Consider the following 25,771-nt stretch of genomic DNA (forward strand, 5'->3'; position numbering starts at 1 on the left):
GGCCCGATTCGACCCGGTTGCACGCAACCGGCATCGTTCTCAAGGCTCGGTGAAACGGTCGCCGCGCGTGACGGGTTCCTGGACGTTGAGGATCAGCGCATATGACATCTTGTCGAACACGCGGAAAACGAACAGCAGCCCATGACGCTCGTCCGGCAGCCGGATCGGCTGCGGTCCACTGTCTTGCGTGAGATCGCGCGCCTGGGCGCCGGCGCGCCAGAGCGCCAGCACATGGCCGCGCTCCATGCCGTCGCTCGAACCCTTGTTCAACGATACGATCTGGTTTTGCCCCGCATTCAGCGCTTCGCCGTAGATTGAGACGATGCGCCCACTCACCGGCGCCGAGGGGGGGCGGGGAACGTAAGGGGAGTAGTCGCGCGGCTGGGCGGGTGCCAGGCGATTGAGAACATTGGCCTCGAGCTTGTTCGAGGTGATGCGAAAAGTCGCCGGCACGATCTCGCCGCGTGCGTTGGTCTCGCCAGCCTGCTCGTAGGCGGCGGTCGCCACGTAGGTTCCTTCGTAGCCGAGGATGGCGTTGGTTTCGGGGTCGCGCAGCGCCTTGGGCTGCTGGAATATGCGCCATTCGCGCGTCGCGCCGAGTTCGCCACGCACATAAGCGGCGTCACCCTTGCCCAGCAGTACCCGGCCTTCCTGGGTCGCAACGATGCGCGGCGCGCGCTCGAGTTCATCGCTGTCGAAGATCACGGCTTCGTTGAGAAACCCCTCGATGAAGCGCAGTGGCACTGAGGTGATCGGGCCCGACGAAGGGCCGCCGTCGCGCACCCGCGGTGACAGCTTGACCGTCCCCGTCTGCCCGCCTGCCACGCGCAGGGTCGCGCGGTCACCGCTTCGCTCGAGCAGCAGCACCTGGCCGGGATAGATGAGGTGGGGGTTGCGGATCTGCTCCAGGTTCATGCCCCAAAGCTCGGGCCAGCGCCACTGACGTTTGAGGAAGATGCCGGAGATGTCCCACAGTGTGTCGCCGCGCTTGACGGTGTAGGAATCAGGCGCGTTGGGCGCCAGCTCGGACAGCGCGACGCCGGCCTGTGCGACTTGCTGCGCTGTGCTGCGTTGCTGCGGCGTGATGGGAAAGTTGGGTTCGGCGGCCACGGCTGCACCGTGCAGGCCACCGGCGACGAACGCCGTTACCAGAGCGGTCGCAGCAAAGCCGACAAAGCGGCGTGCAGCGGGGGAGATACGTGTCATCGGGCTCTCTCCGTGGCGCCGTCCTACCCACCCCGGCGTCCTGTGGTTTTTATAAGGACGCCGCCTCACCATGCCGGTTAAGCGAAAATCCTCACTTCGTTTGGAAGATTCTGCCCATAAAGCCTTGCTGCCGCAATGAAACCGAGCTGCCGTGCGGCGGACCTCCGGTAGCCCTTCACGGCATTTCGTTGCGTGCGGTCCACAGGACTTGCGGTGCTTTTGCTTACTTATCCTCGTCATGCCTCTGCTCGAAATCCTCAAGTATCCCGATCCGCGGCTGCACACCATCGCCAAGCCGGTGGCCGCGGTCGACGCGCGCCTGCGCCAGCTCGTCGACGACTTGCTCGCCACGATGTATGACGCGCAGGGCATCGGCCTTGCGGCGACCCAGGTCGACGTGCATGAGCGCGTGCTGGTCATTGATGTGTCCGAAGAACGTGACGAGCCGCGCGTGCTCATCAATCCTGAACTCGTTGCGCTAAGTGAAGAAATGATCCTCGGCGACGAAGGCTGCCTCTCCGTGCCGCTGGTCTATGACAAGGTGCCGCGCCACGCCCGTATCAAGGTGAAGGCACTCGGCCGTGATGGCGCGCCGTATGCGCTCGACGCCGAAGGACTGCTCGCGGTGTGCGTGCAGCACGAGATGGATCACCTCATGGGCAAGGTTTTCGTCGAATACCTCTCGCCGCTCAAGCGCAACCGCATCAGGAGCAAGATGCTCAAGAAGGCGCGCGAGGAAGTCCAGGTGTGAGGCTCGGTTTCGCCGGCACACCGGAGTTCGCCCGCGTCGCGCTCGAGCAGTTGCTGGCCGCTGGCTTCGAGGTGGCATTGACGCTCACCCAGCCGGACCGTCCGGCCGGGCGCGGCATGAAGCTCGCGGCGTCCCCCGTCAAAAGCCTTGCGCTCGAGCGAGGTATTCAAGTGGTGCAGCCGCGCGGGCTGCGTCTGGAGGGCCGGTATGCGCACGATGCCGCTGCCGCGCAGCAGGCTCTTGCCGACGCGAGGCTCGATATGCTGGTGGTCGCCGCGTATGGCCTGATCCTGCCTCGTCCGGCGCTCGTGCTGCCTCGGCTCGGCTGCCTGAACATTCACGCTTCGTTGCTGCCGCGATGGCGCGGTGCGGCGCCGATCCAGCGCGCGATCGAGGCCGGCGATGAGGTGAGCGGCATCACCATCATGCAGATGGACGAAGGCCTCGATACCGGCGACATGCTGATGGTCGAGCGCGAACCGATCACCGCGCAGGACACCACCGCGACGCTGCAAGACCGATTGGCCCGGCTTGGCGGCCGGCTCGTCGTCGAGGCCGTGGCTGCGGCAGCCGCCGGGCGTCTGGTGCGAATGCCGCAACCCGCTGAAGGTGCAAGCTACGCGCGCAAGATCGAAAAAGCCGAAGGTGCAATCGACTGGTCGCTACCGGCAGTGCTGATCGAACGCCGCGTTCGCGCCTTCGATCCGGCGCCTGGCGCCAACTTCCGGCTCGGCAGCGAAGCCGTCAAGGTGTGGAGCGCCGCGGTCTGCGAAGGCACTGCGCCCGCAGGGACGGTTCTGCGTGCCGACGGCGAGGCGCTCGTCGTGGCGTGCGGCGTCGCGGCGCTGTCGCTGCTTCATCTGCAGCGCCCGGGGGGACGCCGTATTGGCGTTCGCGAGTTCAGCGCGGCGCGCCCGCCGGTGGTGGTGGGCGCGCGGCTTTAGCCAGGGCGGGCGCTGCGGCCCATTGAACTCGCCGCTGCGGGCCGCATCTATGTCCGTGCGCCGATCGGGCGCGAGCAAGGAAACCTCACGATGTTCAACCTGTTGAAGACCGCCGTGTTGATGGCCGCCATCACGGCGTTGTTCATGGCGATCGGCGCGGTGCTTGGCGGGCAGCAGGGCATGCTGATCGCGCTGGTGGTGGCGCTTGGCATGAATTTCTTCAGCTACTGGTTCTCCGACAAGCTGGTGCTGAAGATGTACAAGGCGCGCGAGGTCGACGAGTCCTCGGCGCCGCAGTTCTACCGCATGGTGCAGGAACTGGCTCAGCGCGCCGGGCTGCCGATGCCGCGCGTCTACCTGATCGAGGAGAACGCGCCGAACGCGTTTGCGACCGGCCGCAATCCGGCCCATGCTGCCGTCGCGGCCACCACCGGCATCCTGCGCACGCTCTCCGAGCGCGAGCTGCGCGGCGTCATGGCGCACGAACTCGCGCATGTGAAGCACCGTGACATCCTCATCTCGACGGTCAGCGCCACCATGGCCGGCGCCATTTCCATGCTCGCCAACTTTGCGATGATCTTTGGCGGCCGCGGCAGCGAAGGCCGCCCGGCCAACCCGATCGCGAGCATCGCCGTCATGCTGCTCGCGCCGCTGGCGGCCGGCCTGATCCAGATGGCGATCAGCCGGACGCGCGAGTTCGAGGCGGATCGCGGTGGCGCCGAGATTTCGGGCGATCCGCAGGCGCTCGCGACTGCGCTGCAGAAGATCCATCGTCATGCGCAGGACAAGCCGTTCGAGACGACCGAACGTCACCCCGAGACGGCGCAGATGATGATCATGAATCCACTCTCCGGCGGCGGCCTGCGCGGGCTGTTCAGCACGCACCCGTCGACCGAAGAACGCGTCGAACGTCTGATGGCGATGGCGCCGCAGGGGCTGCGCGCCTGAATGCCCTTGCCGATTGAAACGCCCCGTTCGCGGGGCGTTTTTTCGCCCTCGAGGGCCATGCAGGCAGTGGGAGAATCCGCGCTCCATGGCGTCTTCGTCCTCGTCCTTTCGTGCACTCGTTTCGCACCCCGCCTACTGCAGCGGACTGCGTGAGATGTCCGCGGTCTCGCTGGGCATCGCCGCCTGGGGCCTGGTGACCGGTGTGGCCATGGTCAAGGGCGGCCTGTCGGTGCCGCTGGCGCTGCTCATGAGCTTCACGGTGTTCGCAGGCAGCGCTCAGCTCGCGGTGGTGCCGCTGCTGATGCTCGGCGCGCCGGTGTGGGTGATCTGGGCCACCGCGTTTTGCGTCAACCTGCGCTTTGTCATCTTTAGCGCCCAGTGGCGCCCCTACTTCATGCGGTTTTCGCTGAAGACGCGCATGGCGCTCGGCTACCTTTCGGGCGACATCAATTACGTGCTGTTCATGAAGCGCTATCCCGAGCCGCCCGCCGAGGGCGAGGCGCCCGCGGGGCAGATCGAGTATTTCTGGGGCACGGTGACCGCCAACTACGCCGCGTGGCAGCTGCCGTCGCTCATTGGCATCGTGCTGGCCGACGCGATACCGACGCACTGGGGCCTGGGTTTTGCCGGCACGCTGGCGCTGCTCGGGCTGATCTGCGCGCTGGTCTCAGACCGCGTCACGCTGCTGTCGGCGGCGGTGGCCGGCGCCGCCGCAGTCGCGGCTTTCGCGTTGCCGTTCAAGCTGCACATCGTCGTGGCGATTGCCGCCGCGGTGTGCGTGGGCCTGCTGATCGAGGGTGGCGGTGGCGACGCCGACCGGCGCCTGCGCGGCTGGCTGGCGCGAGACCGCTCGCGTCGCAATGAGGCGCTGAAGCGGCAGGCGACGGCGGCATGAGCATGAGCATCGCCGAGTTCCTGCTCGCGATCGCCGGGTTGACGGTGGTCACGGTCGTGACGCGTTCGTTCTTCTTTCTCTCCAAGCGCGAGCCGGTGTTGCCGGAATGGGTCAAGCGCGGCTTGCGCTACGCACCGCTCGCGGCGCTGGCGGCGGTGGTCACGCCCGAGATCGTGATGAGCGAGGGCCGGCTCGTGACCGAACCCTGGTTCGACGCACGCTTCTACGCGGCCGCAGCGGCCAGCGTCTATTTTTTTTGGCGCCGCGGCATTCTGGGCACCATCGTCACCGGCATGGCGGTGCTGCTGCCGCTGCGCCTGGGGCTGGGTTGGTAGCCGGGCGCTTCATTTCGAGAGGGCATCCTTGAACGTTCTTCGATTCTCCGATCTCATCGATCAAGGCCGCGTTCAGGGTCGGCGCGTCTTCATCCGCGCCGACCTCAACGTGCCGCAGGACGATGCCGGGCGCATCACCGAGGACACGCGCATCCGGGCCTCGGTGCCGTGCATCGAGATGGCGCTCGCGGCCGGCGCCGCGGTGATGGTCACCTCGCACCTCGGGCGTCCAACCGAGGGTGAGTTCAAGCCCGAGGATTCGCTCGCCCCGGTGGCCGCACGGCTGGCAGAACTCCTCGGCAGGCCGGTGCCGCTGGTTGCCAACTGGGTCGACGGCGTCGATGTGCAGCCCGGCCAATTGGTGCTGCTCGAGAACTGCCGGCTCAACAAAGGCGAGAAGAAAAATGACGAGGCGCTCGCCCGCCAGCTCGCGGCGCTGTGCGACGTGTTCGTGCATGACGCCTTCGGCACGGCGCACCGCGCCGAGGCTTCAACCTACGGCATCGCGCAGTTCGCCAAGATCGCCTGCGCCGGCCCGTTGCTCGCGGCCGAGATCGACGCGCTGACCCGCGCGCTCGACGAGCCGCGGCGCCCGCTCGTGGCCATCGTCGCCGGCTCCAAGGTTTCCACCAAGCTCAGCATCCTCGAGGCGCTGGCCGGCAAGGTCGACCAGCTGATCGTCGGCGGCGGCATTGCCAACACCTTCTTGCTGGCCGCGGGCCTGCCGATCGGCAAATCGCTCGCCGAGCCCGACTTGCTGGGCGAAGCCAGGGCGATCATCGGGATGATGGCGGCGCGCGGTTCCGCGGTGCCGATCCCGAGCGACGTGGTGGTCGCCAGCGAGTTTTCGGCCACCGCAGAGGCCCGCACCGTTGATGCCGACGCGGTGCAGCCCCACGAAATGATCCTCGACATCGGCCCGCGCACCGCCGCTGCGCTGGCGGCGATCATTGCGCGCGCCGGCACGGTGGTCTGGAACGGGCCGATGGGCGTGTTCGAGTACGACCAGTTCAGCGGCGGCACGCGCGCGCTGGCCGCGGCAATCGCCGAGTCGAGCGCCTTTAGCATTGCCGGCGGCGGCGACACGCTGGCGGCGATCGCCAAGTACGGCATCGAGCGCGACATCGACTACATCTCCACCGGCGGCGGCGCTTTTCTCGAAATGCTCGAGGGCAAGCAGTTGCCGGCCTTGGCGATCCTGCATCAGCGCGCGGCCGGTTGAGCCGCGTCGCTTGCTACACCAACACCTTCCGAAAGCCCTATGCCCCGCGCCACCAAGATCGTCGCGACTCTCGGCCCCGCCTCGTCGTCCCCGGAGGTGCTCGAGCGGATGATCCGTGCCGGCGTCGACGTCGTGCGGCTCAATTTTTCCCACGGCACCGCTCAGGACCACATCACGCGCGCCGGCCTGGTGCGCGAAGTGGCCGAGCGCTGCGGCAAGCAGGTCGCCATCATGGCCGACCTGCAGGGCCCGAAAATCCGCGTCGGAAAGTTCGTCGCGGGCAAGGTCATGCTGGAGAGCGGTGCGCCGTTCGTGCTGGACGCCGCACGCACCGAGCCCGGCGACCTGCAGGGCGTGGGCCTGGACTACAAGTCGCTGCCGCGCGACGTACGCCCCGGCGACACGCTGCTGCTCAACGACGGCCTCCTCATGCTCACGGTCGAGCGGGTGGTCGGCGACGCTGTGCACACCGTCGTCAAGATTGGCGGCGAGCTGTCCAATAACAAGGGCATCAACAAGCTCGGCGGCGGCCTCACCGCGCCGGCGTTGACGGCCAAGGACATGGAGGACATCAAGACCGCGATGGCGTTTCGCTGTGACTACGTGGCGGTCAGTTTCCCCAAGAGCGCGACCGACATGGAGATGGCGCGCCAGCTCGCCAACGTGGCCGGCGAGCCCTACCAGCACAAGGCGGCACTCATTGCCAAGATCGAGCGCAGCGAAGCGATCCCGGTGCTCGAGCAGATATTGCGCGCCAGCGACGGCATCATGGTGGCGCGCGGCGATCTGGCCGTCGAAGTCGGCAACGCGGCCGTGCCGGCGCTGCAAAAACGCATGATCCGCATGGCGCGCGAGATGGACAAGGTCGTCATCACTGCCACGCAGATGATGGAGTCGATGATCGTCAACCCGGTGCCCACGCGCGCCGAGGTGAGCGACGTGGCCAATGCCGTGCTCGACGGCACCGACGCGGTGATGCTCAGCGCCGAGACGGCGGCCGGCAAGTACCCGGTCGAGACGATCGAGCAGATGGCTGCGATCGCGCTCGAGGCCGAGCGCGCCGAAGATGTGTCGCTCGATGCCGATTTCCGCAACCGCCAGTTCGGCCGCATCGACCAGAGCATCGCCATGGGTGCGCTGTTCACCGCCCATCACCTGGGCTGCAAGGCGATCGTCGCGCTCACCGAGTCGGGCTCCACGGCGCTGTGGATGAGCCGCCACAAGATTCATGTCGCGATCTATGCACTCACTTCGCAGCTGCAGACGCACCGCAAGATGACCTTGTATCGAAACGTGCATCCATTGCTGATGCCTTCCTACGCCGATCGCGACGAAGCGCTTGCCAAGGCGGAGGCGCTGCTGACCGGAGCCGGCGTGCTCAAGCCGGGCGACACCTATGCCATCACTTGCGGCGAGCCGATGGGGCACCCGGGCGGCACCAACATGCTCAAGGTGGGCCGGGTCGCCTGAGCGGGGGGTTTGGCCAGCGCCGCGCGCCGGGCCGCGCGCCTAAAATTCGCGGTCTCGTGCGCACCTCCGCGCCGGTCCTGACTCTCGGAGATATTCATGCCCCTCGTTTCCATGCGCCAGCTGCTCGATCACGCCGCCGAGCAGGGCTACGGCATCCCGGCCTTCAACGTCAACAACCTCGAGCAGGTGCAGGCGGTGATGAGCGCGGCCCACGAGGTCGGTGCACCGGTCATCCTGCAGGCCAGTGCGGGCGCGCGCAAGTACGCCGGCGAGCCCTTCATCAAACACCTGATCCAGGCCGCGATCGAGACCTGGCCCGACATTCCGCTGGTCATGCACCAGGACCACGGCCAAAGCCCCGACGTGTGCCGCGGCGCCATCGACCTGGGCTTCAGCTCGGTGATGATGGACGGCTCGCTGCAGGCCGACGGCAAGACCATCGCCAGCTACGACTACAACGTCGACGTGACCCGCAAGGTGGTCGACATGGCGCACGCGCTGGGCGTCACGGTCGAAGGCGAGCTCGGCTGCCTGGGCTCGCTCGAGACCATGCGCGGCGACAAGGAAGACGGTCACGGCACCGAAGCCACCATGACGGTGGACCAGCTGCTGACCGACCCGGAAGAGGCCGCCGACTTCGTCAAGCGCACCCAGCTCGACGCGTTGGCGATTGCCATCGGCACCAGCCATGGCGCCTACAAGTTCACCCGCAAGCCCACCGGCGACATCCTGGCCATCGGCCGCATCAAGGAAATCCACCAGCGCATTCCCAACACCCATCTGGTGATGCACGGCAGCTCGAGCGTGCCGCAGGATCTGCTGGCCACCATTCGCCAGTTCGGCGGCGACCTGAAAGAAACCTACGGCGTGCCCGTCTCCGAAATCCAGGAGGCCATCAAACACGGCGTGCGCAAGATCAACATCGACACCGACATCCGCCTGGCCATGACGGCGGCGATTCGCCAGTACATGGCCGAAAACCCCGGCAAGTTCGACCCGCGCGACTACCTGAAGCCGGCCACGGCCGCGGCCAAGTCGATCTGCAAACAGCGCTATGTCGAATTCGGTTGCGAGGGCCAGGCCGGCAAGATCAAGGCGCAGCCGCTCGCGGCGGTGGCCGCACGCTACGCCAGGGGCGAACTCGCGCAGAGGGTGCAGTAAGTCGACGGCCCGCCCGAGCCGCCCGCCAGGACGCGCGATGACCGCTGCACTGCTCACCTCGACGCTGACCTCGCTGCCGCTGCTCGCGCGCGGCAAGGTGCGCGACAACTATGCCGTCGGCGACGATCGCATCCTCATGGTGGCGAGCGACCGCCTTTCGGCCTTCGACGTGGTGATGGGCGAGGCGATCCCGGGCAAGGGCGAACTGCTCACGCGCATGGCACTGTTCTGGTTTGCAAGGCTCGGCGCCATCGTTCCAAATCATCTGACGGGTGAGCCGCCCGAAGCCGTGGTGACGGCGGCCGAGCGCGCCCAGGTGGTCGGCCGCTCGATGCTGGTCAAACGCCTGAAACCCTTGCCGGTGGAAGCGGTGGTGCGCGGCTACCTGGCCGGCTCGGGCTGGGCGGAGTACAGCGCTCACGGTGCCGTCTGTGGCGTGCCATTGCCGTCAGGGCTGAACAACGCCGGCAAGCTGCCCGCGCCGATCTTCACGCCCGCCACCAAGGCCGAGATGGGCTCGCACGACGAGAACATTTCCTTTGAGAGCATGGCCGCACTCATCGGCGAGCCGCTGGCCGGCGAGGTGCGACGCGTGTCGATCGCGCTTTACGAGGCGGCCGCCGGGTTCGCCCTGGGCAAGGGCATCATCATCGCCGACACCAAGTTCGAGTTCGGCCTCGACGAGCACGGCACGCTGACCTTGATGGACGAGGTGCTCACGCCCGATTCGTCGCGCTTCTGGCCGGTCGAAGGCTATGTCGAAGGCGGCAACCCGCCGAGCTACGACAAGCAGTTTGTGCGCGACTGGCTCGAGCATGCGCGCGTCGATGGCCGCCCCTGGAACAAGCAGGCACCCGCGCCCGCGCTGCCGGCCGAGGTAATCGAGAAGACGGCGGCCAAGTACCGCGAAGCGTTCGAGCGCCTGGCCGGCTGATGCCGCGATGGCGTCGCGCCTGCTGACCCGGCTGGACGAGGCGATAGCACGCGAGCGCAGGCCGCTCGAACAACTGCTGCTCGGCGCCGAGCGCGTGGGTTTGCTGGCCCGCGCGGGTCGCCTGCTCGATGCGCGGCGCGCTATGGTGCCGCTGCGTGCCCGCCACGCCACCCACCCGCAGCCGGCCAGCGCCGCGGCCCTGGGCATGGCCGACGCGCTGATCGACTACCACGACGACCTGGACAGCCAGGCGCGCGTCAAGCTGCAAAGCGCGTACGCATCGAGCGTCGAAGCGGGTCGGGCGTCGCTGCAGGCGCTCTGCGCTGCCTGGCTGGCGCACCTGGACTATGTACGCAATGACCTGCCAGGCATGGTGGACCACGCCGCACTGGCGCTGCGCCTGGCCGCGCCCGAGCATCACGCGGCGCGCTCGCGTGCCAGTCTCGTGATCGCCAACTCCTACCACCATGCGGGCCATTTCGATCGGGCCCGGCCGTGGTACGAGCGAGCGCGCCGCCACGCCCATGCCGAGGGCGACGAGGCAACGCTCGGCGCGGTGCTGCACAACATGGCGGCGCTGCGCGTCTACCTCGCGCGCGAGCAAGCGGTCAAGCCGGCGGGCCGGTCGCTGGTCGACGAGGCCGCGCAGGCGCTGGCCGTCACCGAGTCGTCGGCGCACTTCGACGCCGGCATTGGCACCCACGTGCTGCCGGTGCTGCAACCGATCCTGCGCGCCCAGGTGCTGTCGATCCAGGGCCGCCATGCCCAGGCGATGGCGCATTACGAGGTGTATTTGCGCGACGCGCTGGCGCAGGGCCTGTCGCGCATCGAATGCAGCCTGCGTGCTGACATGGCGTGGTGTCGGTTGAAGCTCTCGCAACCGCTGCTGGCACGCGAGCAGGCCGCAGCAGCAGAGGCGGCCATCGAGCCGGGCTGCGATGTCGACGAACTGGCGTTCAGCCACGGCCGCCTGGCGCAAGTGTGGGCCGGGCTCGGCCAGGACGCTGCGGCCGCACGACATGCGCAGCAGGCCGAGCAGCACTGGGCGCGCCATGCCGAGGACCAGGCCCGCATCGTCTTGCTGCTCGACGCGGCGCTGCCGCCAGCGCTCGACCGCTGACGCGGTGCGTCAGCTGAGCAGCACCATGCTCAGCTTGCGGCGATAGCCGTCCACCACCGGATCGCTGGCGATCACGGCGGCTCGGCCCGACAGCTCGAGCGTGCCCTTGGCTTCGGTGGCTGCGGCGGCCTTGGGCGGCGGCTTGGTCATGAGCTCGAGGATCGCCACGTAGAGCTTGCGGGCGCGCTGGTCTGACCATGCCTTGTCGCGCATCAGGATCTCGAGCAACTCGTCCATCGCCTCGGTGAAGCGCTGCGCCGCCACGAGCGTTTGCGCCAGCTCGAAACGGGCGGCGAAGTCGCGCCGGTCGGCGGCGATCGCGGCGGCCAGCGCTTTGGCGGGACGCGCCGCCGCGGCGGCCTCGCAGGCTTCGATCCACAGCCCGAGCGCGCTCGCCCGCGCCTCGATGATGGCCTTGGGCACGAGCGGCTCGTAAATGCGCCGCGCATCCGCGACGCGGCCGGCTTCGAGCAGGCGTTTGACGTACTCGGCACGGATCGCGTCGTCGCCGGGCGCCAGGGCCATCGCTTCGGAGAGCTTGGCCAGCGCCGCTTCGCTGTCGCCCTCGGCGGCGAGTTGCCCGGCTTGCTCGACCTCCTCCTCGGCGGCCAGCGCTTCGACGCTCGGCACGTGCTTGTCGAGGAAGGCGCGAATCTGCGCCTCCGGCAGCGCGCCGACGAAACCATCGACCGGCTGACCGCCGACGAACATCACGCAAAACGGGATCGAGCGCACACCGAAGGCCTGGCTCAACTGGCCGGCGATCTCGGGCTGTGCGTCGCTGTCGAGCTTGGCCAGCGCAAAGCGCCCCGCGTAGGCGACCTCGAGCTTTTCGAGCAGCGGGCCGAGCGTCTTGCACGGGCCGCACCACGGCGCCCAGATGTCGAGCAACACGGGGGTCTGGGCCGAGGCGTTGATCAGCTCGGACTCGAAGTTCTGCAGGGTGATGTCGGTCATGTCCGGTCAGATGGGGATGGCAGTCCGCGTTTGAAGCGCCGCCTACAATTTGCAGCTTTCGAAGAACCGGAGCGGGCGTGAGCGCAGCAGCAGTTCCCCTGATCGGCGTGGTGATGGGCTCCAGCAGCGACTGGGAGGTGATGCACCACGCGGCGGACATTCTCACCGAGTTCGGTGTGCCTTACGAAGCGCGGGTCGTCTCCGCGCACCGCATGCCCGACGACATGTTCCGCTACGCCGAGCAAGCGCGCGGTCGCGGCCTCGTCGTCATCATTGCCGGCGCGGGCGGCGCGGCGCACCTGCCCGGCATGTTGGCGGCCAAGACCAGCGTGCCGGTGCTCGGCGTGCCGGTGCCCGGCAAGCACCTGCAGGGCGTCGACGCCCTGCACAGCATCGTGCAAATGCCCAAGGGTGTGCCGGTGGCCACGTTTGCCATCGGCGGCGCGGGCGCGGCCAACGCGGCGCTGTTCGCGATTGCGCTGCTGGCCCACGAAGACACCGCGTTGCGTGAGCGACTCGACGCCTGGCGCGCGCGCCAGACCGAAGCCGCCCGTGCCATGACCCTGGACTCCTGATGTCGCTGCACAAGACCATCCTGCCGGCGGCCACCGCCGTCGGCGCCCAGTCCACCACGCTCGGCGTGATGGGTGGCGGCCAGCTCGGCCGCATGTTCGTGCAGGCCGCACAGCGCATGGGTTACTTCACCGCCGTGCTCGACCCCGACGTGGCGAGCCCGGCCGGGCTCATATCGCATGTGCATGTGCAGACCGACTACCTCGACGAGCAGGGCCTGGCGCAGATGCTCAAGCGCTGCGCGGCCATCACCATCGAGTTCGAGAACGTGCCTTCGGGCGCGCTCTACACGCTGGGCGCGCACTTGCCGACAGCGCCTGACTCCGAGTCGGTGGCGATCTGCCAGGACCGCGCGCGCGAGAAGCGGCACTTCAATGAATGCGCCGTGGCGTGCGCGCCTTATGCCGTGATCGAGACCGCCGAGCAGTTGGCCGCGGCGCCCGAAGCGCTGCTGCCGGGCATCTTGAAGACGGCTCGGCTCGGCTACGACGGCAAGGGCCAGGAGCGTGTGGCCACGCGCGAGCAGCTCGTTGCCGCCTGGGCCGCACTGAAGCAGCAGCCCTGCGTGCTCGAGCAGTGGCTGCCGCTGGCTCTGGAGTTGAGCGTCATCCTCGCGCGCGATGCCGACGGCCTGACGGTGGCATTGCCGATCCAGCACAACCTGCACCGCGACGGCATCCTCGCCGTCACCACCGCGCCGGCACCGGGCCTCTGCGACGCGCTCGCGGCCAACGCGTTGGCCGCGGCCGGGCGCATCGCCGAGGGGCTGTTGTACGTCGGCGTGCTGTGCGTCGAGTTCTTCGTGCTGGCCGACGGCACCTTGCTGGCCAACGAGATGGCGCCGCGGCCGCACAACTCCGGGCATCACAGCCTGGACAGCTGCGACGTCTCGCAGTTCGAACTTCAGGTGCGCTGCATGACCGGCCTGCCGCTGGTGGCGCCGCGCCAGCATTCGGCCGCGGTGATGCTCAACCTGCTCGGCGATCTTTGGTTCGATGCCGACGGCCACGAGCGCACGCCCGACTGGGCCCGGGTGCTGGCGCTGCCCGGCGCCCACCTGCATCTCTACGGCAAGTCCAGCGCGCGGCGTGGCCGCAAGATGGGCCACCTGAGCTTGACCGCCGCCACGCCCGAAGCGGCGCAGGCAACGGCGCTGCAGGCCGCGCGCGTGCTCGGTATCGCGCCGTTCTGAAGGCGCCGACATGCCGCTGCTCGACGGGCGCTCGCCCGCGTCGATTGCCGATGCCGCGCGCCGCCTCGCAGCGGGCGAACTCGTCGCCTTCCCGACCGAGACCGTCTACGGGCTGGGCGCGCGCGCCGACGATGACGCGGCGGTGGCCGCCGTCTTCGCCGCCAAGGGTCGTCCTGCCGGGCACCCGCTGATCGTGCATGTGGCCGATGTCGCCAGCGCGCGCCACTTCGCCGACGCCCTGCCGTCGCTGGCCGAGCGCCTCATCGAAGCCTTCTGGCCCGGACCGCTGACCGTGATCGTGCCGCGCCGTGCCGGCGTTGCCGGCGCCGCGGCCGGCGCTCAGTCGAGCATCGGCCTGCGCTCGCCGGCCCACCCGGTGGCGCGCGCACTGCTCGCCGCCACCGCAGCGCTCGGCGTACCGGGGCTGGCCGCGCCAAGCGCCAACCGTTTCGGCCGCATCAGCCCGACGCGCGCCAGCCACGTCGTCGCGGAGTTCGGCGACGCGCTGGTGGTGCTCGATGGCGGCGACTGCGAGATCGGCATCGAGTCGAGCATCGTCGATTGCTCGCGCGGCGTGCCGGTGCTGCTGCGCCCCGGCATGCTCAGCCGCGAGCGCATCGAGGCGGCCGCGGGCGCAGTGCTTCAGGCGGCCGATGCCCACGCGCCGCGCGCCTCCGGTACGCTCGCCTCGCACTACGCCCCACGCGCCCGGCTGCGGCTGATGAGCGGCGCCGCGTTGCGCAGCGCGCTCGACGTGCTGCCGCTCGATGCCCTGCCGCGCCGGGCCGCTCCGACCCTGGCGGTATATTCGCGCAGCGTCGAACCACCGGCCGCGCTAACCGGGCGGCGCATGCCGGATGATCCGGCCGCCGCGGCGCACCAGCTGTTTTCCGTGCTGCGCGCCTTCGACGACGAAGGCGTTCAGTTGATTTGGGTCGAGGAGCCGCCGGCCGATCCCGCGTGGGACGGCGTGCGCGACCGCCTGCAGCGCGCCGCCGCGCCGTGAAGCCGACCCCAACCCCATCCATTTACCCCGCGTTCTGGAGCGAGTATGAAGTTTGCGATCGATAAGCTTGACCGTTCGGGCCGCGGCCTGCCCTGCGCGCTGCGCGCTGCTGCCGGCGCCCTACTGCTGACGCTGGCCGCTTGCGGCGGCGGTGAACGCGTCAGCAGCTTCGCGCCGCAACGACTCTTGGTGTTCGGCGACGAGGCCAGCGTCATCGCCGGTGGCAATCTGACCGATGTCGATGGCAACGTGATCGCCGCGGAGCCCGGCGCCAAGTACTCCGTCAACGCGCGCAAGCTCGATGCGACCGGTGCGCCGCTCACCACGCTGGACTGCAACGTCTTGCCGATCTGGGTGCAGCCGGTCGCCAATCGCTTCGGTTTTGGCTTTGCCGAATGCAACCCGTATGTGGGCACCCCTCCGCGCGGCATGATCTTCGCGCAGGTCGGCGCACGCGTGGCCAACATCGCCACCCAAGTGGCGAGCGCATTGCCCACGATCGGCGCGTTCTCGAACACCGACCTGGTGACGGTGATGGTCGGCCAGCGCGACATTCTCGAGGCCTATGCGCAGTACCCCGCGCAGAGCGCCGCCGCGGTGGTGGCCAGCGTCGAAGCCGCCGGCGAGCGGCTCGGCAACCAGATCAATTCGATCGCCCAGGCCGGGGGTCGCGTGTTGGTGGCGACGGTGCCCAATCAGGGCGGCACGCCCTTCGCCGCGGCGCAAAACCTCATCAGCGCCGAACGCTCGGCACTGCTTCAGCGCATGACCGAGCGTTACAACGCGAGCTTGCGCGCAACGCTGATCAACGACGGGCGCCTGATCGGGCTGGTGCAGGCCGACGAGCAGCTCCAGTTCGGGCTCAGCAATCCGAGCGCGTTTGGCTATGTCAGCGTTTCGGCGGCAGCCTGCACCACGCCGACCGCCATCAATTGCGTTGCGCCGACGGTCGCCGTGGGCACCGTGCCGGCCACGCCCGGCACGCTGGTCACCGGCGCCACTGCCGGCAATTACCTGTGGGCCGATGACCGGCATTTCGGTGTCGACGCGCACGCGCGCATCGGCAACCTGGCGGTCACGCGCGCCAGCCGCAACCCGTTCTGATCTGCGCAGCCGCCGCCGGTCAGGGCCGGCTGCCTAACTGCGTCACGGGTTATTCCCGAAGCGCGCCGACGGGCTGCCGCTAAAGCCGTTCGGCACGTCGCCACGAGCGCACTCAACGCCCGCCGTGGCGCAGCTTGAGCAGCACGATGAACAGCGCAAGCCCCAGCGTGATCGCGTTGGCCCACACGATCGGCCAGGCGCCGAGCAGCAGGCCGTAGAGCAGCCACAGCGCCACGCCGAGCGTGAAGACGCCATACATGCCGAGCGAGACGCCGCTGAGGTCACGGCTGCGCCAGCTCAGCCAGGCTTGCGGCACGAAGGCGGCGGTCGTGAGGGCCGCGGCGGCGTAGCCGATCCAGTCGGCCGCCGCGGTGCCGACGGCAATCATCGTCCGGTGTCCTCGGCGGCCCACTGCACCAACGCGTCGAGCACCGGCCGCGCGGCCGAGGCCTGCGCATGGTTGACGATCGCCACCAGCGCGTAGCGCCGGCCCGAGGCGGCCAGCACATAGCCGGCCACGCCGGCCGTGTCGCGCAATGAGCCGGTCTTGAGGTGCGCCCGCCCGAGTGCGGCGCCCCAATGGCGGCCGGGTCGGCGCGTGGTGCCGTCGATGCCCGGGACCGGCAGCGAACTCATCAACTCCGGCATGACCGGGCTCGCCCACAGCGCCTGCAGCCAAGCCGCCAGGCAGCGCGCGCTGCTGCGCGAATGGCGCGACAGGCCCGAGCCGTTGTCCACCACCAACTCGGCTTCGCTGCAACCGGTGCGCAGGCGCACCTGGCCAGCGACCAGCTCGCGCGCGAGCTGGTCGCTGTGGACAACGCCAGGCCGTGACGCGTTGGCGGCCGTCACGCTCGACGTCTCCGCAGCGCCCGCGACGGTGCTCGCCGCAGCGCCCGCGCCCGATGCCGCTGCAGGAGGTGGCTCGGCCAGGGCGGCGATCGCGGCGATTGCGGCGGTCGTGCTGGCGCGTGCCGCGGCGGTTTGGCTGTAGGCCAGGCTCAGGAACAACTGCTCGGCCATCACGTTGTTGCTGTACTTGTTGATGTCGCGAACGACGGCCGCCAGCGGCGGTGAAGTCACCTCGAACAGCGTCTGCGCGCCGGGCGGCGTGCTGCCCTCGCGCACGCGACCACCGATGCGGCCGCCGATCTCGCGCCACATCGATTCGAGCAGGCGTGCGTTGTAGCTGCGCGCCTCGCTGTAGGCAAGCGGCCAGGTCTTCTCGCCACAGGCCGCCGGGTAGCGGCCTGCCAGGCGCAGCCGCGCCGGGTCGCTGAAGTCGAGCTCGAGTGCGCCGCGCCAGTCGCCGCAGGCGCCGGCCACCAGCGGCACGCTCGCGTCGACCGACACGCCCGCCAGCGCCACGTCGGTGCTCACGCGCGCCACGCCGTTCGGCGGTTCGGGCCGCAAGCCGAGCGTGATCGACTTGTAGTTCAGCAACAGCGCGTCGGGGCGCACGTTGTAGGGCTTGAGCGGCTCGCCGTCGAAGTCCGCGGGGTTGGCGGGGGGCAGCATGAAGGCGCTGCCGTCCAGCACGATGTCGCCGCGCACCTCGCGAATGCCGCGTTGCTGCAGCTGGCGCAGCAGCAGCCACACGCGTTCGATCGTCAGCGTCGGGTCGCCGCGCCCCTGCAGCACCAGGTCGCCCTGCAAAACGTCGTCGATCACCGGTCCGTTCGCCAGCACCGGCGTACTCCATGTCCAGGCCGGGCCGAGCAGCTCGAGCGCCGCCCCGGTGGTGTAGAGCTTCATGAGCGACGCCGGGTTGACCGGCTGCTGCGCGCGGTGCGCCAGTCGCGGCGGGAACGCGCCCTGCGGACCCAGCTCGGCCACATAGGCAACCAGCGCCTCGGGGGGCAGTTGCGCGCGCTCGAGGGCGGACAGCACGGCGGGCGGCAGGCCGGGCGCCGCCGCCGTGGCGAGGCCGCTCCAGGCGAGCACGGCAGCCCCGAGAAGTCGGCGCCATCCACAGCCTCGCGCTTGTTCGCGGCGTCGGGTCATGCGTCGATGGTAGCGGCCCGATACGAGGGCGCCGCTACACTCGAAGTCATGGATTCCCGACCCGTTGTGCCGCTTGATCCGCGGGCCAACCGGGTCGGCTGGGCATGTGCGGCGGTGGTGCTTTGCATCTGGACCTCGTTCATCCTCGTGGCCCGTTCATCGGCCAGCGGAACCCTCAGCCCCTTCGATCTCGCCTTCCTGCGCTTTCTGGTCTCGGGCCTGGTGCTGGTGGCCCTGGCACGGTGGCGCGCGCCCCGCACGCACACGGCGCTACCAACGGCACGCTGGGCCGCGCTCGGCGTCATTGCCGGCGTGGCTTACTGTGGCCTGGCCTACAGCGCGTTCTTCTTCGCGCCCGCCGCGCATGGCGCGGTGCTGCTGCCGGGGTCGCTGCCGCTGTGGACCGCTCTCGGCGCCTGGTGGCTGCTGCGCGAGCGGCCGACGCGCCAGCGCGTCGCCGGTCTCGCGCTGATCGCGGGCGGCGACCTGCTGGTCGGTGGCGCAAGCCTGCTGCATGCTTTGGATGGCGGCACGGTGTGGATCGGCGACTTGCTGCTGCTCGGCGCTTCGGCCCTGTGGGGCCTGTACACGGTGCTGTGTCGGCGTTGGCGCGTCAGCGCTTTCGAGGCAACGCTTGCGATCGGCAGCTTTTGCTTGGTGAGCGCGGTGCCGCTCTATGCGCTCGCCGCCGCCGCCGGGTGGGTCGACAGCCGCTTGGGCGCGGCGCCCTGGTCGGAGATCTTGTTCCAGGGCGTCTTCCAGGGCTTGTTGTCGATGGTGGTCGCGGGCATCGCCTTCACCCAGGTGGTGGTGACCTTCGGCGCCGTGCGCAGCACCATGATCACCGCGCTGGTGCCGCCGATTGCGGCGCTGGCGGCCGTGCCGCTGCTGGGCGAAGCGCTGGCGCCGACCACCTGGTTCGGACTCGCCGCCGTCACCGGTGGCTTGCTGCTCGGTCTGCGCGGCGCGACCGCGCGCACATCGGTGCCTCGACCCGTGCTGGAGGCTCGATGAGCCCGCACGGCCGCCAGGGCCACGAAGGGGCCACTCGCGTGGCCCTTGGCGAATGCTCCCGCCCTTTGGTCCAGCGCGTAGCGCGAAGGGTGCCCTTGTGAGCCCGCGCCTGCTGGTGCTGGACACCTCAACCGAATCACTGCATCTGGGCGTGTGCGATGGCGAGCGCGAGTGGGTGCGCGTGGTGCCCGGTGGAGCACAGGCCTCGGCCGCGCTGTTGCCGGCGCTGATGGCGCTGCTCGACGAGGCGGGGTTGGCGCTGCGCGACCTCGACGCGATCGCGTTCGGCCGTGGCCCGGGCGCCTTCACCGGCGTGCGCGTTGCATGCGCCGTGACGCAGGGCCTTGCGTTCGGTGCAAGCCTCGCGGTGCTCGCGCTCGACAGCCTGATGGCGGTCGCCGAGGACGCGCGAGCGCAAGGTGCCGGCGAGCGCGTGTGGGTGGCAGTCGACGCACGCATGGGCGAGGTTTACGCCGCACGCATGGAGCGGGTCGACGCCGCCTGGCGCACGCTCGACGCGCCTGCGCTGCATTCGCCGCTGGCGCTGGCCCGCCGCATCGCCGATACGGCGTCGGGCGACGCGGTGGCCGGTAACTCCTTGCTGGTGCACAGCGCAGCATGGACCGGCTTCGACGGCGGCCGCTGGCCAGCAAGCGCACCGCGCGCGGCCGCGTTGCTGACGCTGGCGCGCACGGCCTGGGCGCGCGGCGAACGACTCGACGCCGCCGAGGCGCTGCCGCTCTACGTGCGCGACAAGGTGGCCGCGACCAGCGCGGAACGCGCGGCGCTGCGGGGCGCGTCATGAACGCAGTGGTGCGACCTCATCGGCTGCTGCACACACTGGGCGAGGCCGACCTCGACGCCGTGCTGGCGATCGAGCAGCTGGCCTACGAGTTCCCGTGGACGCGCGGCAACTTCGTGGACTCCTTGCATGCCGGCTACCTGATGCAGGTGCTGCTCACGCCGGCCCACGGGCGGGTCGGCTACTTCATTGCCCTGGCGGGCGTGGACGAGCTGCATCTCCTGAACCTGAGCGTCGCGCCACCCTGCCAGGGCCAAGGCCATGCGCGCTACATGCTCGATGCGCTGTGCGAGCTTGCGCGCCAGCGGTGCGCGGCGCAGCTGTGGCTGGAGGTGCGCATCTCCAACACCCGGGCGCGCGAGTTGTACGAGCGCTACGGCTTTTGCAATGTCGGCGTGCGACGCGCGTATTACCCGGCGCACGGTCGCCAGCGTGAAGATGCGGTGGTCATGAGTCTGCAGATGGCAAAGGCGACGCATGGACCTGGGTGAGCGGCGCGTTGCCATGCTCGCGGAGCTGGGCGTGCGACTGTGGCCTCGCGCACCGATTGCCGAGGTCGCCGAGGCGGCCGGGCTGGCCGGGGCGGTTGCGCCGCTCGGCATTCGCGTCGAAGCGACAGGCGGCGAACCCGCCAGCGCCGCGCCTGCACGTGCGACCGCGCGCGACGCCGACACCGCATCGATGGACTGGCCCACGCTGCGCGTTGCGGTGACCGGCTGCACGGCGTGCGGACTGTGCGAGGGACGCACGAAAGCCGTGTTCGGAGCCGGCCACGAGCGGGCGCACTGGATGATCATCGGCGAGGCGCCAGGCGACGAGGAAGACGCGCGCGGCGAGCCCTTCGTCGGCAAGGCCGGGCAACTGCTCGACAACATGCTGGCCGCGCTCGGCTTGTCGCGCCAGGCGGGGCCGCCCGAGCGGCAGGTGTTCATTGCGCATGTGCTCAAGTGCCGCCCGCCGAAGGGCCGCAACCCCTCGCGCGAGGACCTTGCGCAGTGCGCGCCGTTCCTCGAGCGGCAGGTGGCGCTGGTGCGCCCGCGAATGATCCTGGCGATGGGGCGCCTGGCGGCCGTGTTGCTCGCGGGTGACGAGCCGCTCGGGCGCCTGCGTGGGCGCGTGCATAGCTATCTGGGCGTGCCGACCGTGGTCACCTACGACCCGGCCTATTTGCTGCGCAACCCCACCGACAAGGCGCGTGCCTGGGACGACCTGTGCATGGCGCACGAGGCGTTGCAGGCAACGTCCGGGGCCGATTGAGCGGCGCGCCGCCGAAGCTGCACGTCAGCGCGATTCAGCGGTTGCGCTCGAGATAGCGCTTGCGGTGAAAGTAAATCACCAGCACCACGACCAGGGCCACCATCGCCAGCGTCGTGACCCACACGGCGGTGTTGCTGTGGATCAGCGGCAGGAAGTCGAAGTTCATGCCGAAGAAGCCGGTGATGAAGTTCAGCGGCATGAAGATCGCCGTCAGCACGGTCAAGGTGCGCATGATCTCGTTGGTGCGGTTGCTTTGCGCCGAGAAGTGCATCTGCACCGCGCTCTCGGCCGAGCTTTCGAGCCGGCGCACGTGGCCGAGCACGCGCTCGATGTGCTCGAGCACGTCGCGCGAGCGCACGCGCAGGAGTTCGCGCTCGCGCTGCGCAGAGGGGTTGGGCTCGTCCGGCCATTCGTCGAGCGCGTCGATCCATTCGGTGATCGCGCTGCGCTGGTCCTCGCAGGTGTCTTCGAGGATGTGCAGTGCGTTGCGCGAGTCGAGCAGCATCTGCCAGTCGTGGAAGTGGCTGTTCGGGCGAAACAGTTCCTGCTGCAGGTAGCCGAGCTGCTTGGTCAAGAGGCGCCGCAGCTCAAGGTAACTGTCAACCATGTGGTTGACCATGCGCAGCATCAGGTCGGCGGGGCTGGCCGGCAACCGGGTGCCGTTGGTGCGGCCGTCGGCGCCCTGGGTGGCCTGACTGAGGCGGTTGGCAAAGAAGTCTCGCACCTGGCAATCGGTCGGGTGCACGGTGAGCAGCACGCGGTCGAAGATTGCAAAGCCGACCGGGCTGGTGTCGATCGCCTCGAGCGCGCGACGCGCGCTCACGAGCGTGCCCTTCTGGTCGTCGACGAACAGGCTCGAGCTGCCGCTGCCCGCCGCGAGCCGGCGAAAAACCATGACGTCGTACCAGGACGTGTATTCGAAGTGCGAGGGCAGCTGGTTGTTCAGCAGGTCGCTGACGTGCAGGTCGACCAGCTGTCCGCCGGTCCAGCGCTGTAGCGACTCTTGCACGCCGCCGACGCCGACCTCGAACTCACGCCGCGCGCTGCCGATCCACAAATAGCCGTCGGGCGGTAGTTGATCGGGCAGGCCGTCGAGTTCGCGGAACTGTTCGGCGCTGACATGGAAGACGCGCATCGATCGTTCAGCGCGTTGTCGCAAGCAGCCGCGCCGCCTCGAGCGCGAAGTAGCTCAGCACGCCGTCGGCGCCAGCGCGCTTGAAGGCCAGCAGCGATTCCATCATCGCCGCCTCGCCGTCGAGCCAGCCGTTGGCGGCGGCAGCCTTGAGCATGGCGTACTCGCCGCTCACCTGATAAGCGAAGGTCGGCACGCGGAACTCGTCCTTCACGCGCCGCACGATGTCGAGGTAGGGCATGCCGGGCTTGACCATCACCATGTCGGCGCCTTCGGCCAGGTCCATCGCCACCTCGCGCAGCGCCTCGTCGCTGTTGCCCGGGTCCATCTGGTAGACCTTCTTGTTGCCCTTGCCCAGGTTGCCGGCGGAGCCGACGGCGTCGCGAAACGGGCCGTAGAAGGCGCTGGCGTACTTGGCGCTGTAGGCCATGATGCGCGTGTGGATCAGGCGGTGCGCCTCGAGCGCGTCGCGGATGGCGCCGATGCGCCCATCCATCATGTCGCTCGGCGCGACGATGTCCACGCCCGCCTCGGCCTGCACCAGCGCCTGAGCGACCAGCACCTCGACGGTCTCATCGTTGACGATGTAGCCGCTGGCGTCGAGCAAGCCGTCCTGGCCATGCGTCGTGAAGGGGTCGAGCGCCACGTCGGTGAGCAGCCCCAGTGCGGGGAACTGGCGCTTGAGTTCACGCACCACCCTGGGTACCAGGCCGTCGGGATTGAGCGCCTCGCGGCCGTCCTCGGTTTTATGGGCCGCGTCGATCACCGGGAACAGCGCCATCACCGGAATGCCGTGCATGACGCAGGCCTCGGCCACGGGCAGCAGGCGGTCCAGGCTCAGTCGCTGCACACCCGGCATCGAGGCGACATCGTGCGCCTGGTTCGAACCCTCGAGCACGAACACCGGCAGGATCAGGTCGCTCACGGTGAGTGCGTTTTCGCGGACCAGGGCGCGGGTGAAATCGTCGCGGCGCAGACGCCGCGCGCGTGTCGCTGGAAAGCGTTGCGGGTAAGGGCTCAAGGCAGGCGACCGGGCTCGTTTTCGGCATATCGACGCAACGCAGGCGCTGCTAGACTTCGGCCCGGATGATACGTCGCAAGACGCTCATTCCCTGCTTCACCTCCCTGAGCAGGAGCCCCAACGTGTGACAGCGAACGGGCTTTTAGCCTCGGCTCATGTCGGGGCTTTTTTCTGCACGTCGTGATAATGCCGTGATGCTCTGGGTCAAGGCTTTTCACATCGTTTTCGTGGCGAGTTGGTTCGCCGGCCTGTTCTATCTGCCGCGTCTGTTCGTCAACCTCGCCACGGTGCCTGCCGACAGCCACGCCGAGCGCGAGCGGCTGCTGCTGATGGCACACAAACTCGACCGCTTCGCGACGCTGCTCATGGTCGTAGCGCTGGTGCTCGGCCTGTGGCTGTGGCTGGGTTTTGGCATCGGCCGCGGCGCGGGCAACGGCTGGTTGCATGCCAAGCTGGTGCTGGTGGCCGCGGCCATCGGCTATCACCATTCGTGCCGCCGGCTGCTGCGCGATTTCGAGCAGCTCGCCAACCGGCGCAGCCACCGTTGGTTTCGCCTCTTCAACGAAGCCGCAGTGCTGCTGTTCGCGGCCATCGTCGTGTTGGCTGTCGTGAAGCCGTTCTGATGGCGCGTCACCGCAGCCTGGCCTGGCCGCTGGCCGGCGCTTTCATCTGCCTGATCGTCTACGCCAGTCTTCACCCTTTCAGCGGCTGGAGCCTGCCCGAGCACCTGCAGTCGAGCTGGTGGGTACTGAAGGTGCCGCAGCCGCGCGGCGTGAGTCGCTTCGACCTGCTGAGCAACCTGCTGGGCTACATGCCGCTGGGCGCCCTGATCGCGGCCGGCGTGCTGCGCGGCGGCGGCTCGCGGTGGGTCGCCTGGCTGGCTGCGTTGGCGCTCGCCGCGGTGCTGAGCTACGGCCTGGAAGCGCTGCAGCAACTGCTGCCGCGGCGCGTGTCTTCCCTGATTGATTGGGGCCTCAATGCGGCCGGCGCGGCGCTCGGCGCGCTGGCGATGCTGCTGTTCGATGCGCTGGGCGGCCTGGCGCGCTGGCAACACTGGCGCGAGCGATGGCTGCTCGGTGGGCGCGGCACCGGGCTGGCGCTGTTGCTGCTGTGGCCGCTGGGGCTGCTGTTTCCCCCGCCACTGCCTTTCGGACTGGGCCAGGTGCTCAGGCGCTCGCGCGACTTGCTGGCCGAATGGCTCGAGGGCAGCGCCTGGGATGGCTGGCTCGAGGTCGGTGCGCTGCAGGACACGTCGCAGCTCGCGCCCGGCGTGGAGCTGTTCGGCATCGCCGCTGGCCTGCTCGCGCCCTGCCTGCTCGGCTATGCGTTGACGCGCCCGGGCCCGCGTCGCCTGGCGCTGCTGGTTGGGGTGCTCGCGTTCGGCATTGCCGCCACCATGCTGTCGACCGCGCTCAATTTCGGCCCGGAGCATGCGCTGACCTGGATCACGCCGCCGGTGTGGCCGGCGGTCGCACTGGCCGTGTTGTCGGGCGCGGCGCTGGCCTGGGTGCCGGCGCGTGCAGCGGCAGCGATCGCGCTGCTGCTGCTGAGCGCCACCGTCGCGCTCGTCAACGTGGCGCCGGCCGACCCGTTCTATGCCGCCAGCCTGCAGGGCTGGGAGCAGGGCCGCTTCATCCGCTTTCATGGCCTGTCGCAATGGATCGGCTGGCTGTGGCCCTACGCGACACTCTTCTACCTGCTCGGGCGTGTCGTGTCGCGGGGGCGATGAGCTGCAAACCTACAATTCCGCCGATGAGCTACTACCAGCGCCACATCTTTTTTTGCCTCAACAAGCGCGATGGCGAGCCGGCGTGTTCTGACCATGACGCCGATGCGGCGTTCGCGCGGTGCAAGCAGCAGGCCACGGCGGCCGGCCTGTTGGGGCCAGGCAAGCTGCGCGTCAATAAGGCCGGCTGCCTCGACCGCTGCGCCGGCGGGCCGGTGGCGGTGGTCTACCCGGAAGGCACTTGGTACACCTATGTCGACGCACACGATATCGACGAGATCGTCGAGTCGCACTTGCGCGACGGCAAGGTGGTCGAGCGGCTGCTGCTGCCGCCCGACACGGGCCGATGAACGCGCAGACGCAGCGCGTGAGCGTGAGCGGCCCGGCCGGCGCGCTGGAGTGCGCGCTCGATGTGCCGGCTGATGAGCCTCGGGCGCTGCTGGTGGTGTGCCATCCGCACCCGCTGCACGGCGGCACGCTCGACAACAAGGTGGTGCAGACGGTGGCACGCGCCGGACTGCAGCTTGGTTGCCGCACGGTGCGCTTCAACTTTCGCGGTGTCGGCGCCTCGGCCGGCAGCTGGGACGAAGGCGCCGGTGAGGTCGACGATGCGCTCGCGGTGATCGCGGCGTTTGGCGCGCACGACGGTGCGACCGTGCTGCCGCTGTGGCTTGCCGGCTTCTCGTTCGGTGGCTTCGTGGCCGCCAGCGCTGCCGCGCGGCTGCCCGAAGGCGCGCGACCGGTGCGCCTGGCGCTGGTCGCGCCGTCGACACAAAAGCAGTCGGTGCCCGCCGTGCCGCCCGACACGCTGGTGGTGCATGGCGAGGTCGATGACGTAGTGCCGCTTGCGGCCACGCTCGACTGGGCGCGACCGCAAGGCCTGCCGGTGACGGTGATTCCGGGCGTCGGCCATTTTTTCCACGGGCAGCTCGCTCTGCTCAAGACGCTGCTGCTGCGCGCCTGGTCGGTGCCGATCTAAGCGAACCTCCCTCTTTAA

28 protein-coding genes are annotated in these 25,771 nt (G+C 69.1%); 22 read left to right on the forward strand and 6 right to left on the reverse strand.

Annotated elements, in window-relative coordinates; all coding sequences use genetic code 11:
* Positions 1 to 39 precede the first annotated feature (39 nt).
* Positions 40 to 1,206, reverse strand: a complete 1,167-nt coding sequence (locus RMO12_RS10635) for a LysM peptidoglycan-binding domain-containing protein (RefSeq protein ID WP_309626091.1) — start codon at positions 1,204 to 1,206, stop codon at positions 40 to 42.
* 238 nt (positions 1,207 to 1,444) lie between these two features.
* On the opposite strand from RMO12_RS10635, the gene def reads away from it, so the two are divergent.
* From def to RMO12_RS10685, 10 genes are all read left to right on the forward strand, one after another.
* Positions 1,445 to 1,957: a peptide deformylase gene (gene def / locus RMO12_RS10640; RefSeq protein ID WP_309639267.1), complete on the forward strand. Its 513-nt coding sequence runs from the start codon at positions 1,445 to 1,447 to the stop codon at positions 1,955 to 1,957.
* Positions 1,954 to 2,901, forward strand: a complete 948-nt coding sequence (gene fmt / locus RMO12_RS10645) for a methionyl-tRNA formyltransferase (protein ID WP_309639268.1) — start codon at positions 1,954 to 1,956, stop codon at positions 2,899 to 2,901. Before def ends, fmt begins: the two co-directional genes overlap by 4 nt.
* A 90-nt stretch (positions 2,902 to 2,991) precedes the next feature.
* Positions 2,992 to 3,849 (forward strand): zinc metalloprotease HtpX, encoded by an 858-nt coding sequence (gene htpX, locus RMO12_RS10650; RefSeq protein WP_309624076.1) that lies wholly within the window; start codon positions 2,992 to 2,994, stop codon positions 3,847 to 3,849.
* 154 nt (positions 3,850 to 4,003) lie between these two features.
* Positions 4,004 to 4,744 (forward strand): AzlC family ABC transporter permease, encoded by a 741-nt coding sequence (locus RMO12_RS10655; RefSeq protein ID WP_309639269.1) that lies wholly within the window; start codon positions 4,004 to 4,006, stop codon positions 4,742 to 4,744.
* A 2-nt stretch (positions 4,745 to 4,746) separates the two neighbouring features.
* Positions 4,747 to 5,079 (forward strand): AzlD domain-containing protein, encoded by a 333-nt coding sequence (locus tag RMO12_RS10660; RefSeq protein WP_309639286.1) that lies wholly within the window; start codon positions 4,747 to 4,749, stop codon positions 5,077 to 5,079.
* A gap of 28 nt (positions 5,080 to 5,107) precedes the next feature.
* Positions 5,108 to 6,301, forward strand: coding sequence for a phosphoglycerate kinase (locus tag RMO12_RS10665; RefSeq protein ID WP_309639270.1), 1,194 nt, complete (start codon positions 5,108 to 5,110; stop codon positions 6,299 to 6,301).
* Between the two features lie 39 nt (positions 6,302 to 6,340).
* Entirely contained in the window at positions 6,341 to 7,771 is a 1,431-nt protein-coding gene (pyk, locus tag RMO12_RS10670) for a pyruvate kinase (RefSeq protein ID WP_309624079.1), read from the forward strand.
* Positions 7,772 to 7,867: 96 nt separating this feature from the next.
* A complete protein-coding gene (fba, locus tag RMO12_RS10675) occupies positions 7,868 to 8,932 on the forward strand; it encodes a class II fructose-bisphosphate aldolase (RefSeq protein ID WP_309626777.1) in 1,065 nt (354 codons plus the stop codon).
* A 37-nt stretch (positions 8,933 to 8,969) separates the two neighbouring features.
* The gene (locus tag RMO12_RS10680) at positions 8,970 to 9,866 is read left to right on the forward strand and encodes a phosphoribosylaminoimidazolesuccinocarboxamide synthase (RefSeq protein WP_309639271.1); all 897 of its coding nucleotides are present in this window, start codon (positions 8,970 to 8,972) and stop codon (positions 9,864 to 9,866) included.
* A gap of 7 nt (positions 9,867 to 9,873) precedes the next feature.
* A complete protein-coding gene (locus tag RMO12_RS10685) occupies positions 9,874 to 10,986 on the forward strand; it encodes a hypothetical protein (RefSeq protein ID WP_309626775.1) in 1,113 nt (370 codons plus the stop codon).
* Between the two features lie 9 nt (positions 10,987 to 10,995).
* Here the strand turns inward: RMO12_RS10685 and RMO12_RS10690 are convergent, their stop codons facing one another.
* Positions 10,996 to 11,943 carry a tetratricopeptide repeat protein gene (locus tag RMO12_RS10690; RefSeq protein WP_309626774.1) on the reverse strand — a complete coding sequence of 316 codons (948 nt, stop codon included), beginning with the start codon at positions 11,941 to 11,943 and terminating at the stop codon, positions 10,996 to 10,998.
* Between the two features lie 113 nt (positions 11,944 to 12,056).
* Between RMO12_RS10690 and purE the strand changes: the two genes are divergently transcribed.
* Genes purE through RMO12_RS10710 form a run of 4 tightly spaced genes read left to right on the forward strand, consistent with a single transcriptional unit; the run spans position 12,057 to position 15,818 of the window.
* Positions 12,057 to 12,518 (forward strand): 5-(carboxyamino)imidazole ribonucleotide mutase, encoded by a 462-nt coding sequence (purE, locus tag RMO12_RS10695; protein WP_309639287.1) that lies wholly within the window; start codon positions 12,057 to 12,059, stop codon positions 12,516 to 12,518.
* Complete coding sequence (locus tag RMO12_RS10700; protein WP_309639272.1) at positions 12,518 to 13,708, forward strand: 5-(carboxyamino)imidazole ribonucleotide synthase; 1,191 nt, start codon at positions 12,518 to 12,520, stop codon at positions 13,706 to 13,708. Before purE ends, RMO12_RS10700 begins: the two co-directional genes overlap by 1 nt.
* Positions 13,709 to 13,718: 10 nt before the next feature.
* Positions 13,719 to 14,714, forward strand: coding sequence for an L-threonylcarbamoyladenylate synthase (locus RMO12_RS10705; protein ID WP_309639273.1), 996 nt, complete (start codon positions 13,719 to 13,721; stop codon positions 14,712 to 14,714).
* A 45-nt stretch (positions 14,715 to 14,759) separates the two neighbouring features.
* Positions 14,760 to 15,818 carry an SGNH/GDSL hydrolase family protein gene (locus tag RMO12_RS10710; protein WP_309639274.1) on the forward strand — a complete coding sequence of 353 codons (1,059 nt, stop codon included), beginning with the start codon at positions 14,760 to 14,762 and terminating at the stop codon, positions 15,816 to 15,818.
* A 112-nt stretch (positions 15,819 to 15,930) separates the two neighbouring features.
* On the opposite strand, the gene RMO12_RS10715 is transcribed toward RMO12_RS10710, so the two are convergent.
* A complete protein-coding gene (locus tag RMO12_RS10715; protein WP_309639275.1) occupies positions 15,931 to 16,206 on the reverse strand; it encodes a SemiSWEET transporter in 276 nt (91 codons plus the stop codon).
* Positions 16,203 to 17,822 carry a D-alanyl-D-alanine carboxypeptidase/D-alanyl-D-alanine-endopeptidase gene (gene dacB, locus RMO12_RS10720; protein WP_405029661.1) on the reverse strand — a complete coding sequence of 540 codons (1,620 nt, stop codon included), beginning with the start codon at positions 17,820 to 17,822 and terminating at the stop codon, positions 16,203 to 16,205. Before dacB ends, RMO12_RS10715 begins: the two co-directional genes overlap by 4 nt.
* A 48-nt stretch (positions 17,823 to 17,870) precedes the next feature.
* Between dacB and RMO12_RS10725 the strand changes: the two genes are divergently transcribed.
* The 4 genes from RMO12_RS10725 to RMO12_RS10740 all read left to right on the forward strand — a co-directional run bounded on the left by RMO12_RS10725 (position 17,871) and on the right by RMO12_RS10740 (position 20,895).
* Positions 17,871 to 18,836 carry a DMT family transporter gene (locus tag RMO12_RS10725; RefSeq protein WP_309639277.1) on the forward strand — a complete coding sequence of 322 codons (966 nt, stop codon included), beginning with the start codon at positions 17,871 to 17,873 and terminating at the stop codon, positions 18,834 to 18,836.
* 97 nt (positions 18,837 to 18,933) lie between these two features.
* Positions 18,934 to 19,641 (forward strand): tRNA (adenosine(37)-N6)-threonylcarbamoyltransferase complex dimerization subunit type 1 TsaB, encoded by a 708-nt coding sequence (gene tsaB, locus RMO12_RS10730; protein ID WP_309626259.1) that lies wholly within the window; start codon positions 18,934 to 18,936, stop codon positions 19,639 to 19,641.
* Positions 19,638 to 20,129, forward strand: coding sequence for a ribosomal protein S18-alanine N-acetyltransferase (gene rimI, locus RMO12_RS10735; RefSeq protein WP_309639278.1), 492 nt, complete (start codon positions 19,638 to 19,640; stop codon positions 20,127 to 20,129). The genes tsaB and rimI overlap by 4 nt, the downstream gene beginning before the upstream one ends.
* Positions 20,116 to 20,895: a uracil-DNA glycosylase gene (locus RMO12_RS10740; protein WP_309626261.1), complete on the forward strand. Its 780-nt coding sequence runs from the start codon at positions 20,116 to 20,118 to the stop codon at positions 20,893 to 20,895. Before rimI ends, RMO12_RS10740 begins: the two co-directional genes overlap by 14 nt.
* Before the next feature lie 34 nt (positions 20,896 to 20,929).
* On the opposite strand, the gene RMO12_RS10745 is transcribed toward RMO12_RS10740, so the two are convergent.
* Together RMO12_RS10745 and hemB are read right to left on the reverse strand one after the other, a co-directional pair.
* Positions 20,930 to 22,030 (reverse strand): magnesium transporter CorA family protein, encoded by a 1,101-nt coding sequence (locus RMO12_RS10745; protein ID WP_309639279.1) that lies wholly within the window; start codon positions 22,028 to 22,030, stop codon positions 20,930 to 20,932.
* A gap of 7 nt (positions 22,031 to 22,037) precedes the next feature.
* On the reverse strand, positions 22,038 to 23,048 hold the full coding sequence (hemB, locus tag RMO12_RS10750) for a porphobilinogen synthase (protein WP_309626263.1): 1,011 nt from the start codon (positions 23,046 to 23,048) through the stop codon (positions 22,038 to 22,040).
* Positions 23,049 to 23,242: 194 nt separating this feature from the next.
* On the opposite strand from hemB, the gene RMO12_RS10755 reads away from it, so the two are divergent.
* From RMO12_RS10755 to RMO12_RS10770, 4 genes are read left to right on the forward strand one after another with little or no spacing between them, the layout of a single operon-like run.
* Positions 23,243 to 23,671: a CopD family protein gene (locus RMO12_RS10755; RefSeq protein ID WP_309626264.1), complete on the forward strand. Its 429-nt coding sequence runs from the start codon at positions 23,243 to 23,245 to the stop codon at positions 23,669 to 23,671.
* On the forward strand, positions 23,671 to 24,777 hold the full coding sequence (locus RMO12_RS10760) for a VanZ family protein (protein WP_309639280.1): 1,107 nt from the start codon (positions 23,671 to 23,673) through the stop codon (positions 24,775 to 24,777). Before RMO12_RS10755 ends, RMO12_RS10760 begins: the two co-directional genes overlap by 1 nt.
* A 23-nt stretch (positions 24,778 to 24,800) precedes the next feature.
* Positions 24,801 to 25,124 carry a (2Fe-2S) ferredoxin domain-containing protein gene (locus RMO12_RS10765; RefSeq protein ID WP_309639281.1) on the forward strand — a complete coding sequence of 108 codons (324 nt, stop codon included), beginning with the start codon at positions 24,801 to 24,803 and terminating at the stop codon, positions 25,122 to 25,124.
* A complete protein-coding gene (locus tag RMO12_RS10770) occupies positions 25,121 to 25,753 on the forward strand; it encodes an alpha/beta fold hydrolase (protein ID WP_309639282.1) in 633 nt (210 codons plus the stop codon). Before RMO12_RS10765 ends, RMO12_RS10770 begins: the two co-directional genes overlap by 4 nt.
* Positions 25,754 to 25,771 lie beyond the last annotated feature (18 nt).

Source organism: Methylibium sp. (assembly GCF_031393925.1).
Lineage (GTDB): Bacteria > Pseudomonadota > Gammaproteobacteria > Burkholderiales > Burkholderiaceae_C > Methylibium.